Annotated in this window: 23 protein-coding genes; 10 read left to right on the plus strand and 13 right to left on the minus strand. The window is 60.8% G+C overall.

Features of this window, described 5'->3' with window-relative positions; genetic code table 11:
• Nucleotides 1–52: 52 nt before the first annotated feature.
• From B8746_RS02550 to B8746_RS02575, 6 genes are all read right to left on the minus strand, one after another.
• On the minus strand, nucleotides 53–1,417 hold the full coding sequence (locus tag B8746_RS02550) for an AAA family ATPase (RefSeq protein ID WP_084391678.1): 1,365 nt from the start codon (nucleotides 1,415–1,417) through the stop codon (nucleotides 53–55).
• Between the two features lie 27 nt (nucleotides 1,418–1,444).
• A complete protein-coding gene (locus B8746_RS02555; protein ID WP_158084519.1) occupies nucleotides 1,445–2,149 on the minus strand; it encodes a CpaD family pilus assembly protein in 705 nt (234 codons plus the stop codon).
• 10 nt (nucleotides 2,150–2,159) lie between these two features.
• A complete protein-coding gene (locus B8746_RS02560) occupies nucleotides 2,160–3,719 on the minus strand; it encodes a type II and III secretion system protein family protein (protein WP_084391680.1) in 1,560 nt (519 codons plus the stop codon).
• Entirely contained in the window at nucleotides 3,719–4,540 is an 822-nt protein-coding gene (gene cpaB, locus B8746_RS02565) for a Flp pilus assembly protein CpaB (protein WP_158084520.1), read from the minus strand. Before cpaB ends, B8746_RS02560 begins: the two co-directional genes overlap by 1 nt.
• 89 nt (nucleotides 4,541–4,629) lie before the next feature.
• On the minus strand, nucleotides 4,630–5,145 hold the full coding sequence (locus tag B8746_RS02570) for an A24 family peptidase (protein WP_084391682.1): 516 nt from the start codon (nucleotides 5,143–5,145) through the stop codon (nucleotides 4,630–4,632).
• 154 nt (nucleotides 5,146–5,299) lie between these two features.
• A complete protein-coding gene (locus tag B8746_RS02575; RefSeq protein WP_084393091.1) occupies nucleotides 5,300–5,458 on the minus strand; it encodes a Flp family type IVb pilin in 159 nt (52 codons plus the stop codon).
• Between the two features lie 301 nt (nucleotides 5,459–5,759).
• Between B8746_RS02575 and B8746_RS02580 the strand changes: the two genes are divergently transcribed.
• Nucleotides 5,760–6,206: a pilus assembly protein N-terminal domain-containing protein gene (locus B8746_RS02580; protein ID WP_084391683.1), complete on the plus strand. Its 447-nt coding sequence runs from the start codon at nucleotides 5,760–5,762 to the stop codon at nucleotides 6,204–6,206.
• A gap of 117 nt (nucleotides 6,207–6,323) precedes the next feature.
• On the opposite strand, the gene B8746_RS02585 is transcribed toward B8746_RS02580, so the two are convergent.
• From B8746_RS02585 to B8746_RS02595, 3 genes are all read right to left on the minus strand, one after another.
• Nucleotides 6,324–7,253 (minus strand): helix-turn-helix domain-containing protein, encoded by a 930-nt coding sequence (locus tag B8746_RS02585; protein WP_158084521.1) that lies wholly within the window; start codon nucleotides 7,251–7,253, stop codon nucleotides 6,324–6,326.
• Nucleotides 7,254–7,340: 87 nt separating this feature from the next.
• The gene (ptsP, locus tag B8746_RS02590; RefSeq protein ID WP_084391685.1) at nucleotides 7,341–9,614 is read right to left on the minus strand and encodes a phosphoenolpyruvate--protein phosphotransferase; all 2,274 of its coding nucleotides are present in this window, start codon (nucleotides 9,612–9,614) and stop codon (nucleotides 7,341–7,343) included.
• 26 nt (nucleotides 9,615–9,640) lie between these two features.
• A complete protein-coding gene (locus tag B8746_RS02595) occupies nucleotides 9,641–10,888 on the minus strand; it encodes an aspartate kinase (RefSeq protein WP_084393092.1) in 1,248 nt (415 codons plus the stop codon).
• Nucleotides 10,889–11,014: 126 nt separating this feature from the next.
• On the opposite strand from B8746_RS02595, the gene ubiG reads away from it, so the two are divergent.
• Together ubiG and B8746_RS02605 are read left to right on the plus strand one after the other, a co-directional pair.
• Complete coding sequence (ubiG, locus tag B8746_RS02600) at nucleotides 11,015–11,758, plus strand: bifunctional 2-polyprenyl-6-hydroxyphenol methylase/3-demethylubiquinol 3-O-methyltransferase UbiG (protein WP_233123863.1); 744 nt, start codon at nucleotides 11,015–11,017, stop codon at nucleotides 11,756–11,758.
• A gap of 6 nt (nucleotides 11,759–11,764) precedes the next feature.
• A complete protein-coding gene (locus tag B8746_RS02605; RefSeq protein WP_084391687.1) occupies nucleotides 11,765–12,376 on the plus strand; it encodes a DUF924 family protein in 612 nt (203 codons plus the stop codon).
• On the opposite strand, the gene B8746_RS02610 is transcribed toward B8746_RS02605, so the two are convergent.
• Nucleotides 12,377–14,134, minus strand: a complete 1,758-nt coding sequence (locus B8746_RS02610; RefSeq protein WP_084391688.1) for a bifunctional helix-turn-helix transcriptional regulator/alpha/beta hydrolase — start codon at nucleotides 14,132–14,134, stop codon at nucleotides 12,377–12,379.
• Nucleotides 14,135–14,387: 253 nt separating this feature from the next.
• On the opposite strand from B8746_RS02610, the gene B8746_RS02615 reads away from it, so the two are divergent.
• A complete protein-coding gene (locus B8746_RS02615) occupies nucleotides 14,388–15,641 on the plus strand; it encodes a multidrug effflux MFS transporter (protein WP_084391689.1) in 1,254 nt (417 codons plus the stop codon).
• Here B8746_RS02615 and rimK read toward each other — a convergent pair.
• Nucleotides 15,638–17,023, minus strand: a complete 1,386-nt coding sequence (gene rimK, locus B8746_RS02620) for a 30S ribosomal protein S6--L-glutamate ligase (protein ID WP_084391690.1) — start codon at nucleotides 17,021–17,023, stop codon at nucleotides 15,638–15,640. The two genes, B8746_RS02615 and rimK, sit on opposite strands and share 4 nt — an antisense overlap.
• A 127-nt stretch (nucleotides 17,024–17,150) precedes the next feature.
• On the opposite strand from rimK, the gene mltF reads away from it, so the two are divergent.
• The 3 genes from mltF to B8746_RS02635 all read left to right on the plus strand — a co-directional run bounded on the left by mltF (nucleotide 17,151) and on the right by B8746_RS02635 (nucleotide 19,374).
• The gene (gene mltF, locus B8746_RS02625) at nucleotides 17,151–18,533 is read left to right on the plus strand and encodes a membrane-bound lytic murein transglycosylase MltF (RefSeq protein ID WP_084391691.1); all 1,383 of its coding nucleotides are present in this window, start codon (nucleotides 17,151–17,153) and stop codon (nucleotides 18,531–18,533) included.
• Between the two features lie 72 nt (nucleotides 18,534–18,605).
• Entirely contained in the window at nucleotides 18,606–19,049 is a 444-nt protein-coding gene (locus B8746_RS02630; protein ID WP_084391692.1) for an SRPBCC family protein, read from the plus strand.
• Nucleotides 19,042–19,374: an ArsR/SmtB family transcription factor gene (locus B8746_RS02635; protein ID WP_084391693.1), complete on the plus strand. Its 333-nt coding sequence runs from the start codon at nucleotides 19,042–19,044 to the stop codon at nucleotides 19,372–19,374. The genes B8746_RS02630 and B8746_RS02635 overlap by 8 nt, the downstream gene beginning before the upstream one ends.
• A 219-nt stretch (nucleotides 19,375–19,593) precedes the next feature.
• On the opposite strand, the gene B8746_RS02640 is transcribed toward B8746_RS02635, so the two are convergent.
• Nucleotides 19,594–21,582, minus strand: coding sequence for a protein meaA (locus tag B8746_RS02640; protein WP_084391694.1), 1,989 nt, complete (start codon nucleotides 21,580–21,582; stop codon nucleotides 19,594–19,596).
• A 166-nt stretch (nucleotides 21,583–21,748) separates the two neighbouring features.
• Here B8746_RS02640 and B8746_RS02645 point away from each other — a divergent pair, with 166 nt between their 5' ends.
• Nucleotides 21,749–22,033 (plus strand): SemiSWEET transporter, encoded by a 285-nt coding sequence (locus tag B8746_RS02645; protein ID WP_084391695.1) that lies wholly within the window; start codon nucleotides 21,749–21,751, stop codon nucleotides 22,031–22,033.
• Here B8746_RS02645 and B8746_RS02650 read toward each other — a convergent pair.
• Nucleotides 22,002–22,925: an aminotransferase class IV gene (locus tag B8746_RS02650; RefSeq protein ID WP_233123866.1), complete on the minus strand. Its 924-nt coding sequence runs from the start codon at nucleotides 22,923–22,925 to the stop codon at nucleotides 22,002–22,004. The genes B8746_RS02645 and B8746_RS02650 overlap by 32 nt on opposite strands.
• Before the next feature lie 129 nt (nucleotides 22,926–23,054).
• Between B8746_RS02650 and ccrA the strand changes: the two genes are divergently transcribed.
• The gene (gene ccrA / locus B8746_RS02655; RefSeq protein WP_084391696.1) at nucleotides 23,055–24,326 is read left to right on the plus strand and encodes a crotonyl-CoA carboxylase/reductase; all 1,272 of its coding nucleotides are present in this window, start codon (nucleotides 23,055–23,057) and stop codon (nucleotides 24,324–24,326) included.
• Nucleotides 24,327–24,472: 146 nt separating this feature from the next.
• Nucleotides 24,473–25,963, plus strand: coding sequence for a M20 family peptidase (locus tag B8746_RS02660; RefSeq protein ID WP_233123868.1), 1,491 nt, complete (start codon nucleotides 24,473–24,475; stop codon nucleotides 25,961–25,963).
• Nucleotides 25,964–25,981 lie beyond the last annotated feature (18 nt).

Consider the following 25,981-nt stretch of genomic DNA (forward strand, 5'->3'; position numbering starts at 1 on the left):
TGGTGCATTTGCTGAACGTTTGCCGAATGCCATAACTGTTCCCTATTGGTCCTTATTTGCCGAGCAGCTTCTTCAGCAGGGATTTCTGCGGCTGCGCGGTCTCACGGCCCGACAGGCTCGAGGCGAGATGATCAATTGCGAGCGATGGTTTCGCCTGCGGGTCGGCCTCGGAGATCATCTGCCCCTTGTTCGACGCGGTTCCAAAGAGCTGCGGATCGAATGGCAGGATGATTTCAGGCTCGGCCCCCATGGCCGAAGCAAAATCCTTGACCGGGATTTCCGGGCGTTTGGGCACACCCGCCATGTTGATGATCAGGCGCGGCGGGTTGTCGTTCGGCCGCTGCGCCTTCAACTGGTCAAGCATGTTCTTGCCGTTGCGCAGGGAGGCCAGGTCAGGCTGGCAGACGAGGATCACCTCATCGGAGCTGACGAGCGTATTGTAGATCCACTGCGACCAGCCATGCGGCAGGTCGAGCACCACATAGGGCATCAGGCGACGCACGCCTTCGATGACCGTCGAATAGGCATCCGCATCAACATCCATGAGCTGGTTGACGCTGGCCGGCGCAGTGAAGAGCGAGAGCCGGTCGGTCGCCTTGGCGAGCAGGCGCGAGATCACCGCATCATCGGCGCGCTCCGGGGCCAGGAGTGCATCAGCAATGGTCTGCTGGGTCTCATGGTTGAAGTCGAGCGAGGTCGTCCCGAAAGAGAGGTCGAGATCGACCAGCGAAGTGTTGACTCGCGCATTCTCGGCCAGCGACCAGGCAAGATTGTGGGCGATGGTAGAAGAACCGACGCCGCCCTTGGCACCGATTACCGAAATTGACTTGCCGACGAAAGGTGCGTCCGGATCGGTGAACATCGTCCCAATGGCGCGCACCATCTGGACCGGCTCGATTGGCGGCACGAGGTATTCGCTGACGCCGCGGGACACCAGCTGGCGGTAAAGGGCGATATCATTGGTGGCGCCGATCACCATGACCTGCACGCCCTCGTCACAATGGCTGGCAAGCTCGTCAATCTGCTGCATCATGACCGAGGCAGAAGCAGACGATTCAACAATCAGCAGGTTGGGGGTCGGGTTTTCGGACAGGTGCGCGATGGCAGCCGGAATACCGCCCGAAAAGGCGTCCACTGACGAATTTAACATTCGACGGTCGCCGGCGACCTTCTCGATCATGTCGCGGCTCTTCTCGGTCTCGTAGAAGGCCAGAATCGCGATGGCCGGAATGGCCCGGTCGCCGCCATGGCTCATTGTCATGGGGGGAAGCTCGACACCCTGTTCGACTTCCTTGAAGGGCGCGTCGACGGGGCCGGTCAACTGGTCGACCAGGCTGTCTGCAGACGTATCAGCCGCTGGCGAATCGTCGAATTCGAGATCGAACTCGTCTTCGAAGAGTGCGTTTTCGTTGCTCATGGCCCTACCCTCAAATCCTCACTAAACTCAGTTTACAGCCGTAGAGACCGACCCTGTTTCCGCATCGCTGCGCTCGGCACCGGTTGGCTGGCCCTCGCGGTAAAGTTGCAGCTGAATCTGGCGGCGGGCGGCATCGCCCGGTTCGATCTCGCGTTCACCCAGCAGGTCTGCCGGATTGGAAATCATCGCCGCCATATTCGTGCGCACCGAGCAGCCAAGCGAAGGCATGTCATTATTGCTGCTGGCATCTGCGAAATTGAATGCTGCCTTTTGCGGGCAGTCCGGAGCGATGGCCTTGTAGGCGCGGAAGCCGAGCACCATCGGCGCGTTACGGCCGTTCGCCTCGAACGCGCTGCCCGAAATCTCTTCATATTGCACGCCCGAAGACCAGGCGATTTCACGCGCTTCGGCCACGGCTTTCACCGCGAGCTCTTCATTCTGGTGATTTTTCGGCAGCGACATCACTAGCGGGCCAACGCCGCGCTTCTTGTAGTCGGCGACAAAGGCGCGGATGCGCTCGCGCTCGGACAGGCGCAGCTGCGACTCGTCCGGGTTCATATGGACTTCGAGATATTCGGTGGTCTCAGCGAGCTGAATGGCATTGCGGTCGAGCGAGGTGCCGGTCAGATACTCCGCCGGCACGGGGCCATGCTTGCCCGCGGACTGGCAGCCCGCAAGCGCCGCGACCGAAACCAGCCCCACAGAAGCAACGATACCTTTCACTGAACGCATGGGGTAGCTCCTATTCCTCAATGAACCCGACAGGGGCGTTGTAATTGTCCTGGCTGAGACCCTTGCCATTCTTTCCGTACACAGCGTTCAGCTTGCCAAAGAAGATGGTCTGGAGGTCTGAAGCATTCGCAAAGCCGTCGGCCGGGGTACGCAGGTTCTTCTTGGCCGTCGGATCGACGAGGTATGGCGTGATGATGACGACGAGTTCCGTCTCCTCATTGAGGAAGTCACGCGACTGGAAGAGCGCACCCAGGATGGGCAGCTTCTTGAGGCCTGGAAGCTGGTCGATGGTCTGACGCGACCGGCTCTGGATGAGGCCTGCCAGCATCATCGAGCCACCGCTTGGCAGCTCAACCGTGCTTTCGGCGCGGCGCACGCTGAGGGCTGGAATGGTCAGCGTCTGGGCCGTGATGACATTGCCCTGATCGTCAACACCGGCAACAGACTGGCCCTGGAAGGCACCCTGATTGGTGAGCTCGGAGACTTCGGTTGAAACCTTGAGCGATATCCGTCCTTCGGACAGCACGACCGGCGTAAAGCCCAGGCCGACACCGTATGGTTTGAATTCGATGGTGATACGGCCATTATTGTCCTGGCCGACCGGAACCGGAAACTCACCGCCCGCCAGGAATTTCGCGGACTCGCCGGAAATCGCCGAGATGTTCGGCTCTGCCAGTGTACGGACGATACCGACACGTTCGAGCGCATCGATTGCAGCGCCTGCGGATGACTGGAAGTCGCTGCCGACATAGTTGGTGTAGCCAACGCCACCGGAGAAGCCGCCAAGCGAGCTGCCGGCCACATTGTAGCCATTGGCGCTGGAGAAGCTGCCATTGTTGCTGAAGGGCAGGCCCGGCGCGAGAGTTGTCGTCTCTGCGTCGACCAGATTGCCCGAGCCGTCATCGGTAAACAGCTGTTTCTCGACAAGGTTAGCGAGGTCGCCGAAATTGGTGGTGCCCGACAGGTTGATGCCGAGCTGCTTGACCACGTTGCGCTGCATTTCGACGATGCGAACTTCCAGCATGACCTGATCCTTGGCCGCGATGGACATCATGTTCACCGGCTCAAAGTCGTCCCGGCCCGAATAGGCCTTGACCAGACGGATGACCTGGTCGGATTGCGACAGGCTGTCGACTTCCCCTGTCAGGATAATGTTGCCGCCGACGCTTTCGGCCTGAACGCGGGCATCGGGAACGTAGCGGGAGATCAGCTTGCTGAGCGACGCCATGTCGGCATCGACGATAATTTCAAGGTTCAGGAGCGGCGCGCCATTGCGATCAAACAGGAAGGCGTTGGTTTCGCCGACCTCGATCCCGCGGAAAATCAGGCGCTGGGCCGTCTGGACCACTGCATCGGCAATTTCCGGATTGGTGATGACAACATCGGCAACCGGGCGCTCCAGTTCGATCACGGTCGACTTGTTGAGGCCAAGCTTGATGGTCCGGGACACATTCGTGTCACCAGGCTCCATCACCGACACACCCATCAGATTCTGCGCGTGCGCCGCCAGGGGCGCCGCGAACAGGCAGACAGCTGCCAGAGCTTTTTGCATGCGACTGATGCTTGTCATCAGCTTCTCCCGCTTATCGAACCGTTCTTGAAGACCTTCACGCCGCCGCCCTCGTCGCCGCCGTTCAGCAATTGGGTATTGGCCGTTGCGACCCCATCATTTTCGTCTGAGTCAGCCACGCTGCGCAGCGCCAGCGAGATCGAGCCGAGGCGCGAGGAATGCGCCAGGACTTCGGCCTGCTTTGGCGCAAGCTCCAGCGTCGCGGTTGAACCCGTCAGCGTTGGCGAGCCATCGACCTCGCCGAACAGCTGGTCGATGGCCAGGACGCGGGCATTCTCAATGACGGTGCGCGTCACCGTCGTGTCGCGCACACCGCGCTCTGTGACCACTTCAACGTCGTAAGTGAGGATCACGTCGACCTTGTCGTCCGGCAGGATGAAGCCTGCCGAGGCGGTTTCTGGGGAGATTTCCACGGAGATGGCGCGCAGGCCCGGCTCAAGCAGGGCCGCCATGAAACCGGTCTCGCCCTTCTTGACGATCTTGCTGCCGATGATCGGTTCACCCTGGATAAGCGCCACCTTCACAACGCTGCCCGACAGTTCTTCAATCGCGTCAGGATTGCGTTCCTGCGTGAAATATCCAGCGTTCACAGCCTTTTCCGGCCAGTCGGACCATTCAAAATCATCCGGGGTCAGAAGGCTGCCGACGCGCATATCCATCCGGGCGACGAGCACCTGGGTCGAGGACACCTCGACTTCCTTCTCGATAACGACCGGTTCTCCGGGGGCAGCGACAGGAGAGGACGGGCCGGACATGCCTCTGACGAGAAGTGCCGCTCCGATTGCGGCGCCTGCCGCAACAAGGAGAATAATCAAACGCATCGGTGACATATGTCCGCCCCTCTGAACTCAACCCCTCAACAAAAAGGGAATCAACAGGGTGACTTTTGCACCGACACGCTAAAGCATAGTTAACTTCCGAGAACGGCTGTCACATTTATGGATGAGAGCAAGGGCGAGAGGGGCGCGGCGTAAATTGCACCGCCAGCAATCGCGACTCCGTATGGGACGCCATTGCCCGCCTGGAGGGTTTCCGCTGCAAAGCCAGGCACTGCATGCGCCGGCACAAGCTTGCGCGCAAGGATCACACAGACGGCAAGCCCACCGCCGATGACAGCCATCGCCATAAGGAAGGGCATTGTGGCAGCCGGACCAAGCCACAGCATCACGCCGGGGATCATCTTGGCGTCGCCCCCACCAAAGACTCCAAAGGCAAAGAGGAAGATGGAAACCAGGAAGGCGATCGCGCCCGCCATCATGTGGGCCCCGAAGACATCCCATCCCGGCGCCGCTATGATGATAGCCGGAAAGAACAGGAAGGCGATGGCAAGGTTGAGCCCATTGGTAATGGTCAATGTCTCGACATCACGCAGGGCCGCATAAATGCAGAGGCTGAGGAATACAAATGTGAATACGACCGCAACCATGACCTGTCCTCTCTACCCGTTTCGCAAACCCTAGGCGGAAAGTCTGAAGACTTGATTTCCGCACCGATGAGGGGTGCAGACATGAAAGAAGCCGCCGGGCGGACCCGACGGCTTCGATTTCGTTCGTCGCCGTGGCGACTAACAAAGTGCCAACTTAGAGAGCGTTAGCGACTTCGTTGAACGTAGAAGCGGTGTTCGTACCGAGCGTGGTGACAGCGCTGATGATCGCGACAGCGATCAGGGCAGCGATCAGGCCGTATTCGATAGCGGTTGCACCGGACTCGTTCTTGAACAGTTTCATAAGCTTTTGCATTGGAGACTCCATCATCATGCAGTTGTTTCGTCCCGTGTCATTTATGTGCCGGAACAGGTGCGGTTTTACAGGACGTGGTTGAATATCGAGTAAACTGAAGCAGAAAATTCCTGAATGCCTGCCGACGATTTGTTAACCCCCTCAGAAGGCCTGTATCGCCTGCCCTTCCGGGGGTTTCCTATTGTACTCGCTATATAGAATGAAAGTGTGCCACCCGCGTGCATTTCGGAAGCGTTAGGGTTCGTGAAACCTTCTTGCACGAGATTCGGACCGAATAACCGATCAGCACAAGGAGCGGTACATGAAGTTTCCAGCGAAATTCCTCGCGGCCACTATGGGTGCCGCCCTGTTCTGCGGCGTTGCCGCTGCCCAGCAATTCACGGTCGAAACCGGCACCACCAAGCCGCTTCGCCTGGCCAAGCCGGCATCCAGTGTCGTGATCGGCAACCAGAATATTGCCGATGTCGCCGTCGCCGATCCGAATCTGGTTTTCCTCACCGGAAAGTCATTCGGAACGACCAATCTGCTCATCCTCGATGATGCAAACAACATCATCTACTCGGCCGATATTGTGGTCACGACCAACTCTGCCAGCCTGGTGACGATTAACCGTGGTGGCAGTTCCTTCACCTATGATTGCGCTTCGGACTGCCGCGATGCGCCGATGATCGGCGATGACCAGACCCACTTCCAGCGCGCGCTCAGCCAGGCTCGTGATGCACAGCGCACAAATGAGGGTGGCCGCTAGGCACGTCCTGCCTGCCGGAACGATACGTCTCGAAAACCAGCCCGGTTCGCCGCGGCTGGTTTTTTCCATTGTGCAGGGTGATGACGGAAGCAAGGCCCGTTGCAAGTGGAGGGTGGCCTAGCGGCTTGGCTGGGCGTTCGTGGTCGCTGCCAGCTCCGCCCCGGCCTGCTCGCGCGCGAATGTGGCGGCCTCGTCGATGCTGGCCGAATAGATCGGTTCGGCTGTTTCCGACAGGCGGCCGACCGGGATGTCGTCGAGACGCCACTCAAAGGCCGAGCCGTCCTGCACGGTGACCGTCCAGTCTGCGCCAACCCGCGGATAGTAGATTTCACCGCGCCCCATGGTGCGACTGCGGAAAATGGTGCCATCCGCGCCGCGCACTTCGATCCATGCGTTTTTCAGCGCCACGATTGAAAGCTCCCGCTCTTCATTGACCGTGGTGGCGACAGGCTCACGCGAGAACAGGCTTTCCTGGGCGGTGTTCACCGCAACGACGCGTTCGGCCACGGATGGGGCCGTGCGCCGCTCGAAGACCTTCTTCGGGGTCAGCAGGACCGCCGATGCACTGATTGCAACGACCAGCGCACTGGCACCGAGAGCCGGGATCAGGAAGCGGCGACGGCTCCGTTCGCTGACGGTCACCGATGATTTCGGGATCGCAGTGGCAAGGTCCTGTTCTTCTTCCATCGGAAAGTCTGCAAGGATGGTGTCTGCAGGGATGCCGAGCACATTGGCATAGGAACGGGCCACAATGCGCGTGCGGCGCATGTCATAATCTGGCGGCTGGATGGTCTGCTCAAGCGATTCCAGCACGCGGCGGTTGATCAGCAGCTCCTTCGCCATGTCATCGAGAGACTTGCCGCGTGCCTCACGGGCTGCGCGCAGGCGGCCACCGGCGGTGAACGCCTCGATCAGCGTGCCTTCACGCTGTTCATCGCTCTCTGCCTGCTGTTCGGACGCAAGAGGGGGCTGCGGCGAGGTTTCAGTCTCGTCGTGACCGGATTCTTCCGGTGCGTTTGCGCTTGAGTGTTCGTCGTCATGTATCATGACGTACCGTCCGTTCATTCCCGGCTGATGCTATGTCCCTCAATGCAGGTCTTATACCATACACGGGATAAGCCTACAGGCCCATCTTCAGCTATCAGTCAAAACAATTTTCTGTAATTCAGCGATGGCTAATACTTCGTTACGGAACTCTCCGTTCGATGTATGAACCGCTGTTTTCAGGGCTTCGGAGAAAGCGCCGAGATCGAGCGAACGCAGCATGCGCTTGACCGGCCCAATGCCTGCCGCCGGCATGGATAAGGTCCTGAATCCCAAGCCTAAAAGGCAAAGTGCCTCGACGGGCCGCGAAGCGACCTCGCCGCAGACAGAGACAGGGATACCGAGCCGGTTGCATTCATTAAGCGTGAACTCGAGAAAACGCATGACCGGGCGGCTGACGAGGTCATATCGCTCTGAGACGCGCGGTACCATTCGGTCCGCAGCGTGGAAAAATTGCAACAGGTCATTTGTGCCGACCGAGATGAAATCCACTTCCCCGGCGACATCCTCAAGGCCATAGGCGAAAGCGGGCGCTTCCAGCATGGCGCCGACGCGAAGCTCGATCGGTTCGGCGAATCCGCGCTGCTTGCTCCACTCGATCTCGTCCAGCAGCAGGGCTTTGGCCTCGAAGAATTCTTCGGCGATGGTCACCATCGGGAACATCACCGAGAGCGGCCCGCCATCGGCGGCACGAACAAGGGCGCGCAGCTGGCGGCGGAAAAGGCCGGGGCGGTCCAGGGCGAACCGGATCGAGCGCCAGCCAAGCGCCGGGTTTTCCTCAAACTGGTCCGTCGCATTCGGCAACAGCTTGTCGCCGCCAAGGTCGAGCGTCCGGAAATGCACCGGTCGGCTGCCGGCGTGGTCCAGCACTTCGCGATAGAGGTCGATCTGCGCTTCCATCTTGGGCAGCGTGTCGGAGACGAGGAACTGGAATTCGGTGCGGAACAGGCCGATCCCGTCCGCCCCGGTTGCATCCATGGACTCAAGGTCGATGGCGAGGCCGGCATTCAGCATCAATTTGATATCGACGCCGTCGCGGGTGCGCGATGGCTGGTCGCGCAACGCCTGGAAGGCGGCCTGGCGCTCGGTGCGAAGCACGCTGCGGGTCTGATAGGCGTCGAGCAGGCTCTGGTCCGGCCGGATGTGGAGCGTGCCCTGCTCGGCATCGACGATCACCTGGTCACCCGGCGCGACAAGGGCGGACAGCCCGCCTACCCCGCCAATCGTCGGGATGCCCATGGCCCGCGCGACAATGGCTGTGTGGCTGGACGGGGCGACCTCTTCGAGGATGATGGCGGCAAGCCCGGAGTCGCGATACTCCAGCAGCTCGGCAGGCCCGAGACGGCGCGCAATCAGGACTTCGCGGACCTCTTCGCTCCTGTCGCGGCCATTGGCGTGCGACTTCATGCTGCCCGACAGGACGCGCAAAAGACGATTGTCGAGATCTTCCAGGTCATGCAGGCGTTCGCGCAGGTACGGGTCGTGCGCATTCTCAAGCTTGGTACGGTGTTCGCGGCGCGAGCGGTCGACGGCCGCTTCGGCAGACAGGCCCGACCGGACAGCCTCTTCCAGCCGGATCGGCCAGACAGGGTCACTTGCCAGCATCTTGAAGGCTTCGAGCACTTCGCGTGGTTCGCCGAAGATAGCGCCGACATCGGAGGCCAGCATGCGATCAAGCTGTGCGTTGAGCTCTTTCAGGGCGCGGCGCAGGCGGGCTGCTTCCGCGTCAGGGTCTTCAGTGAAATATCGCGCCGGAGAGACGACGACATCGTGCAGGCGCGCTTCGCCAAGCCCGAGGCCATCGCAGAGCGTGCGTCCGCTGAGCGTGATGGACCGTGCTTCGCGCACGGGCGAGGACCCGCCGGACGTTGTCGCCTCGGCGGCCACGACTTCAGCCAGAACCATTGCGATGGTCTGCAGGCTGTCGACCTCATCATCCTCATAGAGCCGCTCTGTGCGGTTCTGCACGGTCAGGACACCGATCACGCGCCCGCCGCGCAGGATCGGCACGCCGAGAAAGGCGTGATACGGGTCCTCGCCGGTCTCCGGGCGATAGGAGAAGGCCGGATGGCGCGGGGCGTCCTGAATGGAAAGCGGCTCGCCCGACAGCGCAATCTGTCCGACCAGCCCTTCATCGAGGGCGAGCTTGGTCTGGTGCACGGCTTCGCGGCTGAGGCCTTCGGTGGCGACAAGCTCAAGCTCGTCATCATCGGTGCGCCGGTAAATGGAGCAGACGTCAGCCACCATCGTCCCTGCAATGAGGGTCACCACCTTCTGCAGGCGGGTATCGGCTTCCATGTCTCCCGCCATCACATTGCGAAGGCGGTTGATCAGGAGCCTCGGGACGGAGAAGCTCTGGGGCATGGCGTGCCCGTTAGTGGACGGTTGTATCAGCCATCGTCAAGCCCGAATGCCGTGTGCAGGGCACGGACGGCAAGTTCGGTATAGGCGGCATCGATAAGGACTGAAATCTTGATTTCGGAGGTCGAAATCACGTCGATATTGATGCCTTTCTTGTAAAGCGCATTGAACATTGTGCCTGCGACGCCTGTATGGCTTTTCATGCCGACGCCGATGACAGAAACTTTAGCGACATCGCGCGAAACAGAGAGATTCTCGAAGCCGATATCCGCCTTGTGGTTGAGCAGGAGCTGCTCAGCCTTTGTGCTGTCGGCGCTGGTACAGGTGAAAACCATGTTGGCCCGCTCGGGTCCACGGGCATTGGCCTGGACGATCATGTCGACGTTGACACCGGCCTCCGCCAGCATGGAGAAGATGCGGGCCGACACGCCAGGCTTGTCCTCGACACCGTAGAGCGTGACCTTGGCTTCGTCGCGCGAATAGGTAACTCCGTTGACGACCTGCTTTTCCACGATTTCATCCTCACTACAGACATAGGTGCCCTGATTGGTCTCGCCGGGCTCGGCAAAGCTGGAGAGTACGCGAACCCTGACCTGGTGGTTCATCGCAAGCTCGACGGATCGCGTCTGCAGCACCTTGGCGCCGAGCGATGCCATTTCGAGCATTTCCTCATAGGAGATCTTGTCGAGCCGACGGGCCTGCGGAACGATGCGCGGGTCTGTCGTGTAGACGCCGTCCACATCCGTGTAGATGTCGCAGGAGTCGGCTTCCAGCGCAGCGGCGACAGCAACGGCGCTGGTGTCAGACCCGCCGCGGCCAAGCGTCGATACGCGGCCCTCGTCGGTGACGCCCTGAAAACCGGCAATGACGGCAATCTCACCGCTATCGACCGAATCCTGCAGGCCGGAATCCTCAAACCCCATAATGCGGGCAGACCCGTGGGCCGAGCTGGTCTTCATGGCGAGCTGCCAGCCGAGCCAGCTGCGCGCTTTCAGGCCACGCTTGCGCAGGGCGAGGGCGAGCAGGCCGCTGGTCACCTGTTCCCCGGACGAAACGACCACGTCATATTCATCGTCGAAATTCGAACCGGTGACCGCATCCCCGGCAGCGCCGCGCGCATAGCCGACAAGCTTGTTGGTCTCACCCGCCATGGCGGAAACGATGACGGCGAGGTTTTCGCCGCGTTCGGCGCGCCAGGCGACAATATCGGCGACATGCGCGATACGCTCGAGGTCTGCTACCGAAGTTCCGCCGAATTTGAGGACTGTGCGCCGCATTGCCTTGCTGCCGAGCTTTCCCATTTAATGGTTCATAGATTCCGCGCGTGTCTTTAAGCGCGTCGCCGCCGAAGCGCAAACAGGTTTGCTAAAGATATGGAAAAAATAGCAGAAAACCGGCAAGAAATGCCTCAAACCCCCAGTATAGACCCGGATGAGGTGGCAAAATTTTCGGCCATGGCTGCCGAATGGTGGGATCCGAAGGGAAAATTCAGGCCGCTGCACAAGTTCAACCCGGTACGCCTTGGCTTTATTCGTGACACGCTGGTGGAGCATTTCGGACTGGACGGGACGCAGCGCAAGCCGCTGAAGGGGCTGCGCATCCTGGACATTGGTTGCGGCGGTGGCCTGGTCAGCGAGCCCATGGCACGTCTTGGCGCAAGCGTGACAGGCGTCGATGCGAGCGAAGCCAATATCAAGACGGCTCTGACCCATGCGCGCGAGGCTGGTCTCGACATCGACTACAGGTGCGGCACGGCGGAAGGCCTGATTGAGGGCGGCGAAGAGCCGTTCGATGCGGTGCTCAACCTTGAAGTGGTCGAACATGTTGCCGACCCCGGCCAGTTCCTGCGCGACACCGCCTCACTGGTTCGCCCTGGCGGGATGACCATCACGGCGACACTGAACCGGACGCCCAAGGCCTTCGCACTTGCCATTGTCGGAGCTGAATATGTGATGCGCTGGCTGCCGCCCGGCACGCATGAATTCGCCAAATTCCTGCGCCCCGAAGAAGTTTCCGGACCACTGGAAGCGGCCGGGCTTGTGGCGGATGCGCCACAGGGGGTTTCCTTCAATCCATTGTCGGATCAATGGAAACTTTCTTCCGACACAAAGGTCAACTACATGATCGTCGCGCGTCGACCGGAATAGAGTTTCATGACCAGCCCCGTCACACCTGAAAATGTTCTGGATTACTGGATCGGGGGAACCGCCAATTCGGCGAGTGCCCTGGAGGACATGCAGCCGCGCTGGTTCAAGAAGAGCTTCGAAACCGACAAGCAGATCGCCGATCACTTTATCGACGTGCTGGCAGACCTTGCCAGCGGCATGGCCAATGACTGGGCAAGGCAGGGGGCCCGGCCGAGGCTGGCAGCGATCATCGTTCTCGATCAGTTCAGCCGCAATCTTTTTCGCGGCCACAAGCTTTCATTTGCGCATGACCCCATTGCGCGGAACCTGATGAAGACGGGACTTGCGCTTGGCGAGGACAAGCAGCTCAGCGAGACCGAGCGGGTGTTCTTCTACCTTCCGGCTGAGCATTCCGAGGACATTCTGGACCAGAAACTGTCGGTTCGCCTGTTCAAGCAGCTGGTTGCCGACGCACGGCCCGAATTCAAGGAATTCTGCGTCTCGACCCTGGACTATGCCAAGGCCCACCTCGACGTGATCGAGGAGTATGGCCGCTTTCCGCATCGAAACCGGGTGATGCGGCGTACCTCGACACCGGAAGAACGGGCCTATCTCAGTCAGCCGGGCGCAGGCTTCTGATCAGTTGCGTCCGCGAAGCGTCTCCTTCCAGAGGCCTTCCATGGCGAGAATGACCTGTGGCCAGTGCGTATAGAGCAGGTATTGGCCGGCATCCTCGATCGCGATCACCTGTGTCACGCTCGGCACAGTGCTGGCGAAGAGCTCCACCATTGAAGGCCGGAAGACATTGTCCTGCATGCCGTGGATGATGTGGAAGGGCGCCATCACATTGCGGGCGACGTCGCGCCGGTCCGTCAGGGCCATACGGACTTCAGAGACCAGGGCGTGAGCCCCCTGCTTGACGGCATGGCGCAGCCCGTCAATCACAACGGCGCGCACTTCGGGGCGGCGCATGGCGCGCTTTTCTATGGGGGAATCGCGGTGCAGCGTGTTCAGCATGAATTCGTCACGCCCGCTATCGATCAGGCCAACAGCCGCGCGCGCGATGAAGCCAATGGCGGATGGCGCCCTGAGCAGCGTCGTGGCCACGATCCTGTGGTGCCATGGAAGCTCGTCTTCCATGCCCTCTTCCCAGCTCGTCTCACCGCTGACCGACAGGAGACCGCGGGTGATATCCGGCCGGGCGGCGGCAAAGGCCTGTGCATGGATGAGACCATTGGCGTGACCGACAACGAGGACGGGGCCGATTTCCAGTCGCTGAATGAGTTCGGCCATGGTGCGCACACCGGCCTGGATGCGGTCATCAAGGGAATCGGCGCTTATGCCGTCCGACGCCCCAAAACCAGGGCGGGAGGGGGCGATGACGCGCCAGCCCTGGCGGGCAAGGGCTTCGACCGCCGGTTCGGTCCAGAGTGGGCCGAGATAGAGATGATGGAAGAACAGGACGGGCCGACCGAGAGGGTCGCCCTGCTCCATCCAGCTGAGCGTGCGGCCATCCGACAGGGTCATCACCTTCTGCTGGCGCCAGCGGTCGATCTCGCGCATGGCGGGTGCCTGGCGGGAGATGGCGCGCGCTGTATTTATCGTTGCGCCAAAGCTGGTAAGCAGGCGCACCGCTTCTGTCACGCTGGAGACGCCGAGCTTGTTGAGGATAGCGCGGATCTGGGTACGCACGGTGGCGAGTTTTGCGACACGGTCCCTTGCAATCCTTTCCGGTGCATCCCCGCGCGACAGGCGCAGGGACACATCAACCTCAGCGTCAGACAGGCCATAGACTTCGCTGAGGCGGTCACCCATGGACCGGTCGAGATGGATCTCGACCGCGGCGAGGAGCAGCGCGTCCTCCGAGGCCGTCTCGCCATCCTGCAGGGAAACCCGCGTCAGCAGCAGGCGCGACTCAGCTCCTTCCTTGCCGAGACGGCTTGCGATGAACAGGAAATCTTCGGTCATGTCCGCCAACGAATTGCGCCTGACCCATGAGCGGACCGATGAGAGGGCCGCGGTATCGAGCTGCAGGTCGTGAAGGCAGGCTGGCGCCTGGCCGCCCAGCAGGTTGAGACAGGCTGCATTCGCGCCAAGGATCTCGCCATCCGGCTTGAAAATGGCGGCAGGCCCCGGCATCTGGTCTGCGAGGAGGCGGGCAGACTCGGCATGGGCGCGAAGACGGCCCATTCGGTCAAGGATGGCGAGCGCGCGCTGGAAGTGCGCATTCACGTTCTCGGAAAACTCGCTTTCGCCGTCAGATGGCAGCTCGTCGATATAACGCGACCAGGCGTCGAGCAGCTCCTGGTAGCGCTCCGGTTCAAGCGTGGTGGCATAGGCCTCCTCGACGAGACGGTTCTCGCTCGTCCCGGTGGACGCGAACGCATTAGTGGTCAAATTTTGCCCCCTCACATTCAAAGAACGGGCACGGTTCTGCAAAAAAATATGAGATAACCAAAAAAATTCCGCTCATTCATCAAAATTGATGATGCGCGAATTCTGTCTATTCGGCAATGACCGGTTCTCGAAATTGCAGCGGTGTGGGGACGCACGCATAGACAGGCGAAGCTGGTTATTTTCCGGCTTCGCCTGTTGCCGTTTTGACGGGGAGCCTCCAGATAGGCGGTCCTGATCTGGAAGACTGACTTTCATGGCAACGACGACCGAAACGCTTGAGGCGGCAGGCCTTGCCCGCCCTACCCTGCCTTTACCGCAGTGGGAATTCGTTGCCATGATGGCGGCGATGATGGCGCTCAACGCGCTCGCCATCGATACGATGCTGCCGGCCCTCCATGATATCGCGACATCCTATTCCCTGCAGAGCGAGAATGACCAGCAGCTCGTCATCTTTGCCTATGTGGCCGGATTTGGCGCTCCGCAGCTTGTCTTCGGACCGGTCTCCGACAGCTATGGCCGCAAGAAAGTCGTTCTGGGCTGTATCGTTGCTTACACCCTGGCAGGATTCGCCTGCATGGCGGCAACAAGCTTCTCAATGTTGCTTGCCTTGCGCTTCCTGCAGGGCATTGCCGCATCCGGTATCCGGGTGATTGCTGTCTCGGTCGTCCGCGACCTGATGGGCGGGCGGGCCATGGCGCGCATCATGTCGCTTGTCATGACCGTGTTCATGGTGGTGCCGATCCTGGCGCCGGCCCTTGGAGAAGGCGTGATGGTGTTCGCGCCCTGGCCGTGGACGTTTGGCGTCCTTGGCGTGGCCGGGATCCTGATGTTTTTCTGGGTTCTGGTGCGACTGCCGGAAACACTGGCGACGGACGACCGGCCTGCGCTCAATTTCAGGAGCTCCTTCCGCGCCTACTGGCAGGTTGTCACGACGCGCGTGACTTTTGGCTATATGTGCGCGAGCGGCGTCATCTTCGGCGCCCTGTTCTCCTATGTTGCCTCGTCCGAACAGGTGTTCCGAGACGTTTTCGACAAGGAAGATACCTTCGTCTGGTGGTTTGCGGGGATCGCGGGCGCACTGTCGATTGGCAACTTCATGAATTCGCGGGTGGTCGAGCGGCTGGGCATGCGCCGGGTCAGCCATTCGGTGCTGCTCGGCTTCCTCGTCCTGGCCTCGGTCAATACGCTCCTGATGGCGACAATGGGCGAAAAGCTGATCATCTTCTATCCGCTCTTCGCCCTGACTTTCGCCTGTTTCGGCCTGATCGGCGCGAACTTCTCGGCGCTCGCGATGGAGCCGCTCGGCAAGATTGCGGGCACAGGCAGCGCCGCCTATGGCTTCATGACGACAACAGTGGCGAGCTTTTTCGGCTGGATGGTTGCCAGCCGGTTCAATGGCAGCATCGTTCCGATCCTGGAAGGCTATATCGGCCTCGGCCTCGCCTGCCTCATCATCGTGTTCTTCACCGAGCGCGGCAGGCTGTTCGGCTCTCGCGACGACCCCTAGGCGTTGATTTCCCGGCGCTTGCCGAGCGTGCGGACCTTCTGCTCGATGAAGCGGATCACCTTGCCGGTGACATTCTTGCCGGTCGCCTTCTCGATGCCTTCAAGGCCGGGCGAGGAGTTCACTTCGAGCACGACCGGGCCGTTCTTCGACTGGAGGATGTCGACGCCTGCGAAATTCAGGCCGAGGCGTTTGGCGGCTGCGACCGCGATCTTGCGCTCGTCCGGGGTCAGGGAGATGGCCATGGCTTCGCCGCCGCGGTGCAGGTTCGAGCGGAACTCGCCCTCCTGCGCCTGACGTTTCATGGCGGCGACCACCCGCCCACCTATGACAAGACAGCGCACATCGGCGCCTGCGGCTTCCTTGACAAATTCCTGGACGAGGAAATTGGCATCAAGGCCGCGAAACGCATCAACCAGGCTCTCGGCTGCCTTCTTCGATTCAGCGAGAACAACGCCGCGGCCCTGCGTCGATTCCAGCAGCTTCAGGACGACGGGTCCGGTCCCGGCAAGGCCGACAAGGTCTTTCGTGTCCTTCGGCGAATGCGCGAAGGCCGTGACCGGCATGGCGATACCGGCCTGCGAGAGCAGCTGATGGGCGAGCAGCTTGTCGCGCGACGCCCCGATGGAGGAGGGTGGATTGAGGCACCAGGCCCCCATCGCCTCGAACTGGCGCAGCACGGCCATGCCGTAATTCGTCATGGAAGCCCCAATGCGCGGGATGACGGCATCATAGAAGGGCAGCGTCTTGCCATCATAGTGAATTTCCGGCGCGCGGGCCTCGATCTTCATATAGCAGCGCGACGTGTTGATGACGTCGACGATATGGCCCCGCTCCCGCCCGGTCTCGGCGAGGCGCATGGAAGAGTAATTGTCTGGCTCCCGCGTCAAAAGCGCCATGCGAAGGGGCCGCGTCTTTGGCTTCAGTGGCTTGATGCTCTGATAGAGATCGAAGCTGAGTTTGGGCTGTATGAAGGACCGGTCGGGAATAACCGTTGTATGGTCCCCAAATGCGGACCGGCCGAGCAGCATCCTGTAGGACATGGTCTCGCGATTGGTGAGCGTGATCTCGATTGTCCGGCGCACGGTGCCGATCTGCATCTCGGTCGCGATGACATAGCGAAGCTCTGTCTGGCCATTAGAACTGGTCACATCGCGCCGGTCGACGACCGGTGCCGTGCACACAAGTTCGAGCTTCGGATGGTCGGGGTCAGGCCGGATGAGGAAACGCACCTTTGGAGAGCCTGTATCTCCAAAGCTTTCGATAACCTCGGCATGAAGCGCAGAAGTCTTGGCGCCGGTGTCAACTTTCGCCTTGATCGCGGGCAGGCCAAGCGCAGGCAGTGCCAGCCACTCTTCCCAGCCAAGTTCGAGTGCGTCACTCATGCTTCGTCTCCGATGCCGTCTGCGGGTGTCTTCGAAGAGTGGCGGCCAGGTTTCAAGTGATATTTCAGCGACCGGCCCGACTGCTGGTGTTAATTGAACATTTGCCATTGCTACCCATTGTTCGGGTATGAAAAACCAAGCTCGCATTGGCCTTTTAGCCGGCGCGGCCATCCTTTCGGGGCTGGTGCTGACCCGATGTCAGTCCGCCGAAGATGCAGCGATCGTTACAGATTCAACGACGATAGACTCCATCCGCGAGGGTGGGGAACTTGTCGTGCTGACACTTGAAAGCCCGACCACCTACCGAAAGTTCGCAGAGACTGAAGAAGGCTACGAAATCGACATTGTCGAGGAATTTGCAGACAGTCTTGGTGTAAAACCCCGCTATGTCGTGATGGATAATGTCGAGGCGTTGATCAAGGGCATCGAGAACGGTCGGGGCCATATCGGCGCGGCGGGCCTGACAATGACCGAGGCCCGGTCAGCGCGTGTGAAGTTCGGGCCGGCCTACAAGAATGTCGAGGAAGCCGTCGTCTGCCATCAGAAGGGCCCTGCCCCGACAGACCTTGATGAGCTGGCGGACGTGAAGCTGACCGTGCTTGCCGGGTCTTCCTATGTCGAGACCCTGCAGCGGCTGAAGGCTGATCATGCCGGCCTCAACTGGTCGACCCGTCGCGCCGGGTCTGCCATGCCCATGCTGGGCGCGGTGGCGATGCGGCGCGTCGAGTGCACGATTTCGGACTCGCACCTCGCCGAATATGCCCGCCGGCTCTATCCGGACCTCATCACCCCGATGACGGTCAGTGAGGACCGCCCACTCGGCTGGATTTATAATGGCAAGATTGGCGGCATGGATACCGCGCTTGAGGACTGGTTCGCCGAGCAGCACAATAATGGCTATCTCGAAGAACTGGACGAGCACTGGTTCGGCTATCTCGATGAGTTCGACTATGTCGAGGTTCTGCGCTTTGTCGAACGCGTCGAAGACCGCCTGCCGGAGTTCAAGACCTATTTCCAGGCAGCAGCCGCCGACACGGAATTCGAATGGCACCTTCTCGCCGCTCAGGCCTATCAGGAAAGCCATTGGGACCCGGATGCCGTGAGTGGCACTGGTGTTCGCGGCCTGATGATGCTGACCCTGCCGACCGCCGAGGAACTCGGTGTGGAGGATCGGACCGATCCGGCGCAGAGCGTCGAAGGCGGGGCGAAATATCTTCGCCGGCTCTATGATCGCATTCCGGACGGCGTGCAGGGCGAGGACCGGCTCTGGTTTGCCCTGGCGGCCTATAATGTTGGCATGGGGCACATCTATGATGCGCGCCGCATCGCCGAACGCAAAGGCCTCGACAAGAATCGCTGGGACGATCTTCGCACTGTGCTGCCCCTGCTCAGCCGGCCGGAATATTATTCCACGGTGAAGCATGGCTATGCACGCGGCCATGAGCCGGTGCGATATGTCCGAAAGATCCGCGACTATTACAGGATGCTGCGCTCGAACGAGCCGGTCTGAGGCATTCGCGCAACTTATCGGTTGCGTTTATCATCGCCGTGATCTAAGCAAAGCGCAACCAGGGAGTTGCGCATGACAGACCGTATCGAGAAGACCACCACGCTGAAATCATCCATCGACAAGGTGTGGGACGCGATCACCGACCATGAAAAGTTCGGTGAGTGGTTCAAGGTGAAACTCTACAATCCTTTCGTCGAAGGCGAGATGACCCGGGGACACATAACCCATCCTGAAGCCGAAGGCATGGTGTGGGAAAGCGTAACCCGTGACATCCGACCGAAAACCTATTTCTCATTTGTCTGGTATCATGACGCCACCCAGGCCGGAGCCGCCCCGAAGCGATGCGAGATGCTGGTCGAGTTCATTCTGAAGCCGATGAATGGCGGAACGCATCTCACCATTATCGAGTCCGGCTTCGACGCTGTTCCCCAGCCTGAAAGCGAGACGATCCGCACGCGCAATGATGGCGGCTGGGCCGAGCAGATCCGCAATATCGAGGCCTATGTTGATGGTTAATGCGGAGCGGGCAATTGATCCGGTCAGCATTTTCGGCGCGCTTGGCGATGCCACGCGGCTGAAGCTGGTCGACACGATGAGCGACGGGGAAAGCCGTTCGATCTCGGACCTGGCATCAGGCTTCGGGATGAGCCGGCAGGCCATCACCAAACACCTGAAAGTGCTGGAGGCGGCCGGGCTGGTCGCGAATGACAGGGTCGGCCGGGAAACGCAGTTCAGGCTCGAGACCGGCGCCATCGACGCGGCGCGCGACTATCTCGACCGCGTCTCACGCCACTGGGACGAGGCCATCGGGCGACTGAAGGACTTTTTGGGGGAGGGGTGAGCGCATTTGGCTTTCATCCTTCGACAGGCTCAGGATGAGGTCCGGTCTGTCTGGTCAGGTGTATCTCCATAGTGAGCAAAGTCGAACCACGGAGCCGTATCGCGCTGCACCCGGCTCCGTGGTTCGGTTTCGCTCACCATGAGGGCTTTCTGTTATCGCACCAAAATGGGACCTCATCCTGAGCCTGTCGAAGGATGATGCCCCACGCGCAACCGCAGCCTAGACCTTCTCCAGCCAGGCTTCTTCGACCACGTCGACGACATCGCTCATGATGTCGGTGATCTTGAAGTCCTTCGGCGTGTAGACGCGGCGGATGCCCATCTGCTTCAGCGCGCGCTCATCTTCTGGCGGAATGATACCTCCGACGACGAGCGGGGTGTTTTCAAGGCCTGTCTTGCGCATTTCGGCGATCGTGTCGCGGACAAGGTCGAGGTGGCTGCCCGACAGGATGGAGAGGCCGATGACATGCGCGTCGGCTTCCTTTGCCTGGGCGACGATTTCTGATGGCGTGAAACGAATGCCTTCATAGATCACGTCCATGCCGCAGGCGCGGGCGCGGCTCGCAATCTGCTCGGCGCCGTTGGAATGTCCATCGAGCCCCGGCTTGCCGAGGACATAGGTCAGGCGGCGACCGAGGTCTTCGGAGACCTTGTCGACGCGCCTGCGGGTGGCTTCGATGTCCTCATCGCCGCCGGTTTCGACAACCACGGCGACGCCGGTCGGGCCGCGATATTCGCCGAACACCTCGCGGAGCGCCCCGCCCCATTCGCCTGTGGTGACGCCCGCCTTGGCGGCGGCGATGGATGGCTCCATGATGTTCTCGCCGGACTGGGCCGCCGCCTTGAGGGCAGCCAGGGCTGCGTCCGCAGCGGCATTGTCGCGAGACTTGCGCCACTCATTGAGGTTGCGGACCTGTTCGGCCTCGACCATGGGGTCGACGGTCTCAATGGTCTTCTCGCCCGCGCTGAGCGGGCTGTCGGCAGATTCGGTATACTTGTTGACGCCCACCACGGTGAGGTCTCCGCTTTCAATGGCGCGGATCCGGTCGACATGAGCCCCGACGAGGCTTTCCTTCATATAGGCAACTGAATCGACGGCACCGCCCATCTCGTCAATCCTGGCGAGTTCGGCGCGGGCACCGGCTTTCAGCTCTTCGGTCTTGCCATCGACAACGTGGGAGCCGTCAAACAGGTCCTCGAATTCGAGCAGATCAGTTTCAAAGGCGAGAATCTGCTGCAGGCGCAGCGACCATTGCTGGTCCCAGGGCCGTGGCAGGCCGAGCGCCTCATTCCAGGCTGGAAGCTGCAGGGCGCGGCAGCGGGCACGCTTTGACAGGGTGACGGCAAGCGCCTCGATCAGGATGCGGTAGACATTGTTTTCCGGCTGCGGTTCGGTCAGGCCAAGCGAGTTGACCTGCACGCCGTATCGGAAGCGCAGCGCCTTTTCGTCGGTGACGCCATAACGGTCGCGGCCGATCTCTTCCCAGAGGTCGACAAAGGCGCGCATCTTGCAAAGTTCCGTTACGAAACGGACGCCCGCATTCACGAAGAAGGAAATGCGCCCGAACACGATCTCAAAGTCCTTTTCCGGAACTTGACCGCCGGCTTTCACAGCGTCGAGGACGGCGCAGGCGGTCGCGAGTGCGTAGGCAAGCTCCTGCTCAGGCGTAGCGCCGGCTTCCTGCAGATGGTATGAACAGACGTTTAGCGGGTTCCATTTTGGTACTTCAGTATAGCACCAACTCACCATGTCGGCGATCAGACGCATCGACGGCTCCGGTGGGAAGACATAGGTGCCGCGCGAGAGATATTCCTTGATGATGTCGTTCTGCGTCGTGCCGCGCAGCTTGGCCCGGTCATCGCCGCGCTCATCGGCGAGGGCAACGTACAGCGCGAGCAGCCAGGCCGCCGGCGCATTGATCGTCATCGAGGTGTTCATTTCTTCCAGCGGCAACCCGTCGAAGAGCTTGCGCATGTCGCCGAGATGGCTGACCGGCACGCCGACCTTGCCAACTTCGCCTTTCGAGAGAATGTGGTCGCTGTCAAAGGCCGTCTGAGTCGGCAGGTCAAATGCGATGGAGAGGCCGGTCTGTCCGCGCGCGAGGTTGGAGCGATAGAGCGCGTTTGATTTTTCAGCCGTGGAATGTCCCGCATAGGTCCGAAATATCCACGGTCGGTCGCGATCATGCTGAAACGCTTTGTTTTTCATTATTTCCTCCGATATTGCACCGCAACATGGACCGAACTTGACCGCAGGGCAAGATTAACCGGCTGACGCGCCCTGACGCAGTGAATTTGGAAGATGCTTGCGCAAATTGCCGGATGACGACCTGTTCCACCTGACCTAAAAGCGGCGGCGATTGAAAGTGATCATCATGGCAGACTTCATCGGCGGCCTTGCCGCCTTCCTGACCACAGCCTCCTTCCTGCCACAGGCCATCCTTGTGTTACGCACGCGCAACACCGAAGGCCTGTCGCTGATCATGTACGCCATGTTCACCGCCGGAATCACATGCTGGCTGGCCTATGGCCTGATGATTGGAAGCCTGCCGATCACCATTGCCAATGCGATAACAATCGTCCTCGCCTCGATCATTCTCACCATCAAGATCCGCAACACGGTCGCTGTCAGGCGCGGTCAGCGCGAACCTCTGATCTGAGCCAGGGCGCACGAGCGGCGAGGTCGGCGCCAATGGCTTTGTAATAAAGCGACTGGACCCGGCGAGTGACCGGCCCCGGCCTGCCACTCCCGACAGGGGAACCGTCAATGTCGATGATGGGAAGGACAAGGCCTGTAGCAGAGGTCGTGAAGATTTCCGCCGCGCTGGAGAGCTCTGCAACGGTTACTGCGCGCTGTTCAACCGACAGGCCATCCACCCGAAGCTGATCCAGCACCGCCTGGCGGGTAATGCCCGGCAGAATCTGGTGGCCGAGATTGCGCGTCACGAGGCGCTCACCGGGAAGCACAACCCAGAGGTTGGCCGAGGCGGCCTCTGTGACATGGCCATCCTCGTGCAATATGGCGGAGAAGCGGTCGAGCCTGGCCGCCTGCCGATAGGCAAGCGCCTGCGAAAGAAGCTGGGTGGTCTTGTAGTCGCGCCGCTTCCAGCGCTGATCCTCGACCAGTGTGGAACGAACCCCGTCGCGGGCCTTCTCGCCAATAAGCTGGCGATGTTCGCAGAAGAGGAAAAGAGAGGGCTGGAGCATGTCCGGACCGGCAAAGTCGCGCGAGCCATAGTCACCCGCTGTGACCTGCAGGTAGACGAAGCCTTCCTCCAGCCGGTTCTTCTCGATCAGGGCCTGGTGGATGGCCTCCAATTCGCTCGCCGACCACGCATTCGGGACGTCAATCCCATCAAGGGTTCGTTGCAAGCGTGCCACATGACCGGAAAAATCGATGAGTTTTCCATCAAAGACCGCCGTCACTTCATACGCCGCATGCGCAAACAGGAATCCCCTGTCAAAGGGCGAAACCATTGCCTCGGACGCCCGGCAGACCGTCCCATTCAGATAGACCCATTCGGCCGGCCCCATGTCGATATCCCTCTTCATTTATGTTGCGGCGCACAATTTTGACTTGCCTTTGCGGCAAGGATTTGATCAGTGTCTAGCCATTCAGGAGGAATGTGAAGCAGGAGGAATAATCTTGCTCACAGATAGTAAAATCGGAGGCCCGAAAGCATGACTACCGCGACAATCTCGCGTGAGAAGAAAGATATTTACGAGCTTGGTGAGATTCCACCGGAATTTCACGTCCCGAAACTGATGTACGCCTGGGCGATCCGGCGCGAACGTCACGGACGCCCATCCACGGCAATGCAGATCGAACAGGTGCCTGTCCCGGAAATCGATTCCGATGAGGTTCTGGTTCTCGTGATGGCCGCTGGTGTCAACTATAATGGCATCTGGGCCGGACTTGGCGAGCCGATCTCTCCCTTCGACGTCCACAAGGCCGAATACCACATTGCCGGGTCTGACGCGTCAGGCATCGTCTGGGCTGTGGGGCGCAAGGTAACCCGTGTGAAGCCGGGAGACGAAGTCGTCATCCACTGTAACCAGGATGATGGTGACGATGAGGAGTGCAATGGCGGCGACCCGATGTTCTCCCCATCCCAGCGTATCTGGGGCTATGAGACGCCGGACGGCTCCTTCGCGCAATTCTGCCGGGTGCAGGCCCGCCAGTGCATGCCGCGTCCGAAGCATCTGACCTGGGAAGAAAGCGCCTGCTACACGCTGACGCTCGCGACCGCATACCGGATGCTGTTCGGCCATCGCCCGCACATTGTGAAGCCGGGTCAGAACGTGCTCGTCTGGGGCGCTTCGGGCGGGCTTGGCTCGTTCGGGGTGCAGCTTTGCGCCGTGACCGGTGCGCATGCGATCGGCGTCGTATCGGACAATGACAAGTTCGACTTCGTTTATTCGATGGGCGCCAAGGGCGTGCTGAACCGCAAGGATTTCGACTGCTGGGGACAGTTGCCGACCGTGAACGGTCCGGACTTCTCGAACTATATGCGCGAGAGCCGCAAGTTCGGTAAGGCGATCTGGGAGATCACCGGCAAGCAGGATGTCGACATCGTGTTCGAACATCCGGGCGAAAGCACCTTCCCGGTCTCCGTCTTCGTGGTAAAGCGCGGCGGCATGGTGGTGATCTGCGCCGGCACGACCGGCTTCAACCTGACCATGGATGCGCGCTTCCTGTGGATGCGCCAGAAGCGGGTACAGGGTTCACACTTTGCGAACCTTGCCCAGGCCTCGGCAGCCAACCAGCTCGTCATCGACCGCCGGATCGACCCGTGCATGTCGGAAGTCTTCCCCTGGGCCGAGATTCCGGCCGCGCATGAGAAGATGCTCGATAACAAGCACCTTCCGGGCAATATGGCTGTGCTCGTCACCTCTCCGAAGCCGGGTCTGCGCACGGTTGAGGATGTGCTGGCGGTATCCGGACAGGCCTAGGGTTCTTGCCGCCCGCCCCTCCCCGCGAACGGGGACGGCCGGGATGGAGTCATTGCGCGCAAGAATGACTCCCACGTCAACTATGACTTGCCCTCTTCTGTCAGGCGGCCCAATGTGGCCGCCTGAACTGTTTCGGGAGGGCCGGTTTGAAACAGCTATTGATGGGGCTTGGTGCCCTGTTCCTCATTCTTGTCGCTGTGTTGCTGGTGCGCACATTCACGTTCGGGGGCGCACCCGCCAATGTGCAGCAGGTCGAGCTGCCTGAACCGCCTGCAATATCCGCCGAGGCGGCGGCCCAAAACCTCTCCCGCGCCATCCAGTTCCGCACGATCACGCTCAGCAGCGGCGATCCCCGCCCCGGCCAGGAAGGCCCGTGGCTGGAGCTGCAGGCCTGGCTGGAGGAAACCTATCCGGCCTTCCATGCGGCCGCAGACAAGGAGACAGTACCGGGCGGCTATACGGTGCTCTACACCTGGGAGGGCTCTGACGCGTCGCTCGACCCGATCCTGCTGATGGCGCACCAGGATGTGGTGCCGGTCAATATCGGGACCGAGGGCGACTGGACGGGGGCGCCTTTCGCGGGCGAGATCATTGATGGCTATGTCTATGGCCGCGGCGCGATGGACGACAAGGGCTCCCTCGTCGGACTGATGGAGGCACTGGACGCTCTGGCCCGCGATGGGTTTGCGCCGCGCAGGACAATCCTGCTGCAGCTCGGTCATGATGAGGAAGTGTCAGGCTCTGGCGCAGAGGCCGGGATCGCGCTGCTGAAATCGCGGCGCATCAGCCCCGTCATGGCGCTCGATGAAGGCTTCATGGTGGTCGAGGACAATCCGGTGACTGGTGGCACGCTTGGGCTCATCGGTGTGGCCGAGAAGGGCTATCTCACCATCCGGCTGACAGCCCTGGCCGAAGGCGGGCATTCGTCTGCGCCGCCCCGGGACAGTGCGACCGTGCGCCTGTCGCGGGCGCTGGTCGCGCTCGACGAGAACCAGATGGCGGCTGATCTGTCGAAAGCGCCAACGTCGGACATGATCCGGGTCGTCTCGCAGGAGATGGGCTTTGTGAACCGCATGGCGATTGCAAACCAGTGGCTGCTTGGCGGTCTTGTCGAGAGCGGGCTCGCCGCCAGCCCGCAGGGCAATGCGATGATCCGCACGACGACGGCGCCGACCATGCTTGTCGGGTCCGCCAAGGAGAATGTCCTCGCCCAGCGTGCCACGGCAATGGTCAATTTCCGGGTCCACCCGAACAATACGGTCGAGGAGGTGCTTCAGCATGTGCGGGATGTGACGGCCGACATTGAAGGCATCGAAATCGAACTTGGCGGTGACGGCATTGCGAGCGAGCCGTCGCCCGTCAGCTCGACGCAGAACCGCGCCTATGGCGTGCTGGCGGCCGTGGCTGCCGAGATCAGTGGCGGAGCACCCTCAACGCCGGCGCTGGTCATTGGTGCAACCGATGCGCGCTATGCGAGCGCGATTACGAAAGATGTCTACCGCTTCGCGCCGTCGGTCGTGGGCCCAGCAGATCTTGCCGGTTTCCATGGCACGAATGAACGGCTCAGCGTCGAGAATATGGGGCGGCTGGCGCGTAGCTATGCGCAGATCATCATGGCGATGGACGCGCCGGAATAAGCGTCTGGAACCCGAGCC

It is taken from the genome of Henriciella pelagia, from assembly GCF_002088945.1.
GTDB lineage: Bacteria > Pseudomonadota > Alphaproteobacteria > Caulobacterales > Hyphomonadaceae > Henriciella > Henriciella pelagia.

Excerpts from the sequence above, each read along its gene's own strand:
- B8746_RS02550 (WP_084391678.1), bottom strand. The coding sequence starts at position 1,417 with ATGAGCAACGAAAACGCACTCTTCGAAGACGAGTTCGATCTCGAATTC.
- B8746_RS02555 (WP_158084519.1), bottom strand. The coding sequence starts at position 2,149 with ATGCGTTCAGTGAAAGGTATCGTTGCTTCTGTGGGGCTGGTTTCGGTC.
- B8746_RS02560 (WP_084391680.1), bottom strand. The coding sequence starts at position 3,719 with ATGACAAGCATCAGTCGCATGCAAAAAGCTCTGGCAGCTGTCTGCCTG.
- cpaB (WP_158084520.1), bottom strand. The coding sequence starts at position 4,540 with ATGCGTTTGATTATTCTCCTTGTTGCGGCAGGCGCCGCAATCGGAGCG.
- B8746_RS02570 (WP_084391682.1), bottom strand. The coding sequence starts at position 5,145 with ATGGTTGCGGTCGTATTCACATTTGTATTCCTCAGCCTCTGCATTTAT.
- B8746_RS02575 (WP_084393091.1), bottom strand. The coding sequence starts at position 5,458 with ATGCAAAAGCTTATGAAACTGTTCAAGAACGAGTCCGGTGCAACCGCT.
- B8746_RS02580 (WP_084391683.1), top strand. The coding sequence starts at position 5,760 with ATGAAGTTTCCAGCGAAATTCCTCGCGGCCACTATGGGTGCCGCCCTG.
- B8746_RS02585 (WP_158084521.1), bottom strand. The coding sequence starts at position 7,253 with ATGATACATGACGACGAACACTCAAGCGCAAACGCACCGGAAGAATCC.
- ptsP (WP_084391685.1), bottom strand. The coding sequence starts at position 9,614 with ATGCCCCAGAGCTTCTCCGTCCCGAGGCTCCTGATCAACCGCCTTCGC.
- B8746_RS02595 (WP_084393092.1), bottom strand. The coding sequence starts at position 10,888 with ATGCGGCGCACAGTCCTCAAATTCGGCGGAACTTCGGTAGCAGACCTC.
- ubiG (WP_233123863.1), top strand. The coding sequence starts at position 11,015 with ATGCCTCAAACCCCCAGTATAGACCCGGATGAGGTGGCAAAATTTTCG.
- B8746_RS02605 (WP_084391687.1), top strand. The coding sequence starts at position 11,765 with ATGACCAGCCCCGTCACACCTGAAAATGTTCTGGATTACTGGATCGGG.
- B8746_RS02615 (WP_084391689.1), top strand. The coding sequence starts at position 14,388 with ATGGCAACGACGACCGAAACGCTTGAGGCGGCAGGCCTTGCCCGCCCT.
- rimK (WP_084391690.1), bottom strand. The coding sequence starts at position 17,023 with ATGAGTGACGCACTCGAACTTGGCTGGGAAGAGTGGCTGGCACTGCCT.
- mltF (WP_084391691.1), top strand. The coding sequence starts at position 17,151 with ATGAAAAACCAAGCTCGCATTGGCCTTTTAGCCGGCGCGGCCATCCTT.
- B8746_RS02630 (WP_084391692.1), top strand. The coding sequence starts at position 18,606 with ATGACAGACCGTATCGAGAAGACCACCACGCTGAAATCATCCATCGAC.
- B8746_RS02635 (WP_084391693.1), top strand. The coding sequence starts at position 19,042 with ATGGTTAATGCGGAGCGGGCAATTGATCCGGTCAGCATTTTCGGCGCG.
- B8746_RS02640 (WP_084391694.1), bottom strand. The coding sequence starts at position 21,582 with ATGAAAAACAAAGCGTTTCAGCATGATCGCGACCGACCGTGGATATTT.
- B8746_RS02645 (WP_084391695.1), top strand. The coding sequence starts at position 21,749 with ATGGCAGACTTCATCGGCGGCCTTGCCGCCTTCCTGACCACAGCCTCC.
- B8746_RS02650 (WP_233123866.1), bottom strand. The coding sequence starts at position 22,925 with ATGAAGAGGGATATCGACATGGGGCCGGCCGAATGGGTCTATCTGAAT.
- ccrA (WP_084391696.1), top strand. The coding sequence starts at position 23,055 with ATGACTACCGCGACAATCTCGCGTGAGAAGAAAGATATTTACGAGCTT.